The sequence below is a fragment of the Clostridium sp. SM-530-WT-3G genome (genome assembly GCF_012843905.1).
Classification (GTDB): domain Bacteria; phylum Bacillota; class Clostridia; order Clostridiales; family Clostridiaceae; genus Clostridium.
The window spans coordinates 1-4685 of sequence record NZ_JABAGC010000073.1 but is presented as its reverse complement, the minus strand read 5'-3'; the positions used below and the strand labels follow the sequence as shown (position 1 = coordinate 4685).

Here is a 4685-nt window from a genome sequence, read left to right as displayed (position 1 = left end):
GTTTGAGGTGCAATTCCTCTTATTTACTCGACTGAGAGGTCGGTAGACAAAATAATTGTCTACCTCCTACTCGATTATAAGTAATAATTCTAGATGATGGATTCATTTTGTTAAAATTATTTAACATATAGCTTTGAAGTATTTTATGATTAACTATAAAAAACACGCTAGTATATTTTAATTAAACTAGTGTGAATGAATTATAATTAATGCTTTAAATTAACAATTTCATTGAATGAAAAATTTAAAGTATTAATTTTTAGCAGATGTAGTATGTTTAGCATACCAATTACTAAACAATACCTTAAATGAAGCCACTAATGGTACGGCAATAAGCATTCCTATAAGGCCTCCTATATCTCCACCAATTATTATAGACATCATAGTAAAGACAGGGTGAAGACCTACACTATCGCCTATTATTTTTGGAGCTAATAAGTGATTATCAATTTTTTGAACTATAACCATTGCAATTATTGCATAAAGTATCCTTATAGGTGATCCACTTAGAAGTCCAGTTAAAGCAGCAAGAATAGTACCCACAATTGGACCTACATAAGGAATCATATTACAAATTCCTGATATTGCTCCAATAACAAGAGCATATTTAATTCCAGCAATACTTAAAGCAATAGTTGAAAGAACTCCAACAAAAAATGCTTCTAAAAGCTGACCACGAATGAATTTTTCAAAGACATCATGAATAGTTTTGAAAATATTAGTTGTAATAGTGCCTATTCTACTATTACCAAATATTAATTTATAAAGCTTCATACATAAGTTAATAAAGTATTCTGAATCCTTCAATAAATAAATGCTTATTACAAGTCCTATGAAAAAGGATGCAATACTAGTTCCAATGGAAACAACTGAAGAAGCTATATGACTTAAGTTAGTTGTTATATATTCTTGAGTTACTTTAAATCCATCTATTATATATGGTTCAACAAAGGTTATAAGAGGTGAATTAAAACTTTCAAGTGCATCTCTAACTGAGGATTCAGAAAATGTACTAGTAGTAAAATAATCGGCTATTTCTGATACTATATTTATAATATTAGTATTTTTGGAAATTTCGCCTCCAATCATAAAGTAAATTCCCCATATTAATAAGAATATTAATGCAATAACGCTTACGTAAGAAAAAATTATACTTATAATACGTCTTAATGAATTATTCTTTATTTTGAAAATTGAATTGTTTTTTAATAGATTTTCTATATATGATGTAATAGGATAAAGCAAAAATGCAATAATTGAACCTATTAACAATGGTTTGAGAAGATCTATTATTCCTGAAACAAAAGATAGTGAAGTTTTTAGTATTGGTACAATATTTAGAATAAGTACAAATGATATATAAATTACTACAGCTGTACATATAATATAAACAGCGTATTTTAAGAGATTTTTATCAATGTCTATTTTCATAAGAGTTATTTCCCTTCTTTATTTATGTAATATTATATTATAAGTACGTATATAAAGCAAAAAAACAATCTGTAAATTATATTATAAAATTATGAATAATTTTATAATATAGGAAAATGTATACATTTACTACTTTTTAAATAATCAATATGTAAATGATTAATTTATACATATCTAATTTTTGTGGTACTATTATGTTTAATCTAAGTTATTTAATGAAGATATATAATTGTATAGAAAAATAATTTATACTAATATAGTAAGAAGAAAAATAATAAATACATTAATTACATGAGGAAGATATTATGATAAAAAAAGATATATTTAATATGAATGAAATAGTAACAATAGTTATGGCAGAGGTAGAAGCTATTGAGTTTATGGAGATGTATGGATTAGAAGAAGAAGTTGAAATACCAAAGCCTATAGAAAGTAAGCTATCATCATTAGATAATAAAGATTATGTTGAATTTATAGAGAAGATAGAGGAAATGGCTAAAGAAGTATATAAATTAAAAAGTGGAGAATTAAATGAGCTTAATAAGTGCCATGAAGAGATTGTAAGAGAATCAGAAAATATATTAAGCGAATTTATTATAAAAGAATAAGAAGAGGTAATAATTATGTTGAAGAATGATTATAAAAAAGAAGTTGAAAATAGCTTAGATTTAATTTATGAAGAAGTTGATAAGAGAATTGCAGATAAAGAATATGATGAAGCTAAGGAAATAGTTAATAAAGGGTTAAAATCATTAGTTGGATTAGATATTGGAACCATAGAAGTTTTCTCATTCCACAGTATTTCTGAAATAATTGATAGAGAAAATCAATATAATAGCATGAAATATCTTGCTTTTGGATGTCTTATGAGCCTTATGGGGAAAATATATAGCAAAAAATCAGAAGATACTTCATATTTTATTTATTATGAAAAAGCATTGGATGGATTTTATAAAGCTTTTAGTGAAGATGAGGAAATTAATGAAAAGTATACTGAAGATGCAGTTGATACATGCAAAGAGCTAAGTAAATATGAATTATCTATTGAAATAGATAAAAAGATTCTTAGATTATATGAAATGTTAAATAAATTAGACAAAGCAGAAGATACTTTATTTTATATGCTTCAGAAAACTGATAATGATGGAAGTATAATATTAGAAGGAATGAAATTTTATAATAGATTAAAGAAAAAGGAAAAAGAGGTTTTATCAGAAGGAAATCTTCCATTTGAAGAAGTAGAAGACGGTATTGCAGAATTGGAAAGAAGAATGGGAATATAGATGTAACATCTTTTTATTCAAGATAGTAATATGAATTAAGTAATATTTCGAGGTTAAAGTTTGAATTGCAATATGTATGGATTTGAAGATATACTCAGGGCACTAGGTTATGAAACAGAAGATATTTTTTCTAATAGTGATAAAACTACTTTTGATGGAAATGCTCAAAATAATGTTAATAATCAAAGTAGTTATAATTTAGATGATGAATCAGAAGGGAAAAGCAGTGGCGCAGGTGGATGGAATCAATTTACTGGATTTGAACCAAACTGTAATGATATATTTAATGGGTTTCAGCAATTATATCCGGAATTATATGTAGTAATGGGAGAAATAATAGGTAATATTATTTCTAGAAAGATGCCTGCAAATGTGCAGAATGCCTTTGGAAACTGGCTACAATTGATTGGTCAGGCAATCTTAACGTATAATGCCCAACAGCAGTATTTTCAAGGTGGGCCTGGAAGATATTTTAGTCCTATATATTATAATGTGAGTAATCCATTTTGTTCAAGTAATTTATATGGAGTAAATTTTAAAAATACAGACTGTTTTGAACATAATAATGGAAAAAGTTATAAAAGGAAAAAGGTATCTAGAAGCGATATTGCTAAATTAGATAATAATATTAACCAATTAGTTAAGGAAATTAATTCATTAAAACAACAAATTGATAAAATCAATTATAAAGAAAAGCAGGAATGAATAAGATAAACTTGTTCATTTCTGCTTATTTTTTGTAACATATATACTATAAATAAATATATTATTGTATGTATTGGTTTAGGTGAAGATATTATGAAGGATGAATATAGCAAAGAAGAGAATGAAAAGTGTAATGATAGTAATACACAAAATACTAATAAATCCAATAGTAGCAGTAGTGCATCTCAATCAAATAGATTTTTTGCTGGTGATATACCCGGTGGATTTCAAACATTAAATCCTGAGGTATTTAATATTATCAGTGAGATTTTAGCTGATGTTATAGCAGGAAGAATACCTTTTAATGTTCAAAATGCATTGGGAAATTGGATTCAATTAGTTGGTCAGATTATAGAAACTTATAGTGCTCAGCAGAATTATTTTCAGAGTGGACCTGGGAGGTTTTATAATTTGAAGTATTATAATGTAGCTAATCCGTTTGTACCTAGTAATGAACAAGAAACAAACAGTAGTGAGAATTCAACAAATTCTAACAATGTTACAAGTGAAAGTCAATTAAATGAAATTATAAATATTATAGGCGAGTTAAAAAAAGATGTAAGATGTATCAATGAAAGAATGGATAAACTTGAAAATACAGATAATAATCATAATTTGTAAAAAACACAATATATTATAATATAGGCTAAGACATGCTTAGACCTAACATTAATTGCTCAACATATACCTAATAATCAAAGATAACCTAAAGAATATTTATTCTTTAGGTTATCTTTATTTGTTATCATTTTTTAAAAAAAGTTTTTTAAATTGGGTAATATGTTTAGTTATAGTTGAAACGAAGATTACCCCTAAAGCTAAACTTCCTGCACTTGCACATGTGTTTAATCCTAAGTGAATAGCCTTTTGTACATTTCCAGTTATAGTTTCATACATGGTATAATACATTCCAGCACCCGGTACTAGTGGAATAAGTGCACAAATAAGTATTGTAGTTATTGGAGTCTTTAGTTTTCTTGCACATATTTCAGAATATATACTGAAAATTATTGAAGAACAGAAGAATGAGAGTGCATCACTCATACCTTGTTTACTGAAGAATAAGGAACAAAACCAGCTTAATCCTCCGCCAAGTGCAGCAAATATAAGATTTTTTCCTTTTATATTAAATATTATTCCAAATCCTAATGAAGCAATAAACGAAACTATCACTTGTAATAACATTCTATACCGTTACTGAAAACTTATAAAAATCTATAAAAAATTATAAAATCTTATGTTTCATTCCTTTTTCAATGTATCTGC

The 4685-nt window shown here is 26.5% G+C and carries 6 protein-coding genes; 4 read left to right on the top strand and 2 right to left on the bottom strand.

Going from position 1 to position 4685, the window contains the following annotated elements:
• Positions 1 to 252 precede the first annotated feature (252 nt).
• Positions 253 to 1431, bottom strand: a complete 1179-nt coding sequence (locus HF850_RS15135; RefSeq protein ID WP_169106251.1) for an AI-2E family transporter — start codon at positions 1429 to 1431, stop codon at positions 253 to 255.
• Between the two features lie 305 nt (positions 1432 to 1736).
• Here HF850_RS15135 and HF850_RS15130 point away from each other — a divergent pair, with 305 nt between their 5' ends.
• The 4 genes from HF850_RS15130 (at position 1737) to HF850_RS15115 (ending at position 4040) form a co-directional block, all read left to right on the top strand.
• Positions 1737 to 2039 (top strand): hypothetical protein, encoded by a 303-nt coding sequence (locus HF850_RS15130; RefSeq protein WP_169106250.1) that lies wholly within the window; start codon positions 1737 to 1739, stop codon positions 2037 to 2039.
• Between the two features lie 15 nt (positions 2040 to 2054).
• Positions 2055 to 2714, top strand: a complete 660-nt coding sequence (locus tag HF850_RS15125; protein WP_169106249.1) for a DUF6483 family protein — start codon at positions 2055 to 2057, stop codon at positions 2712 to 2714.
• Between the two features lie 60 nt (positions 2715 to 2774).
• On the top strand, positions 2775 to 3419 hold the full coding sequence (locus HF850_RS15120) for a hypothetical protein (protein WP_169106248.1): 645 nt from the start codon (positions 2775 to 2777) through the stop codon (positions 3417 to 3419).
• Positions 3420 to 3512: 93 nt separating this feature from the next.
• On the top strand, positions 3513 to 4040 hold the full coding sequence (locus HF850_RS15115) for a hypothetical protein (RefSeq protein WP_169106247.1): 528 nt from the start codon (positions 3513 to 3515) through the stop codon (positions 4038 to 4040).
• Between the two features lie 114 nt (positions 4041 to 4154).
• On the opposite strand, the gene HF850_RS15110 is transcribed toward HF850_RS15115, so the two are convergent.
• Positions 4155 to 4604, bottom strand: a complete 450-nt coding sequence (locus HF850_RS15110) for a threonine/serine exporter family protein (protein ID WP_169106246.1) — start codon at positions 4602 to 4604, stop codon at positions 4155 to 4157.
• Positions 4605 to 4685: the final 81 nt, after the last annotated feature.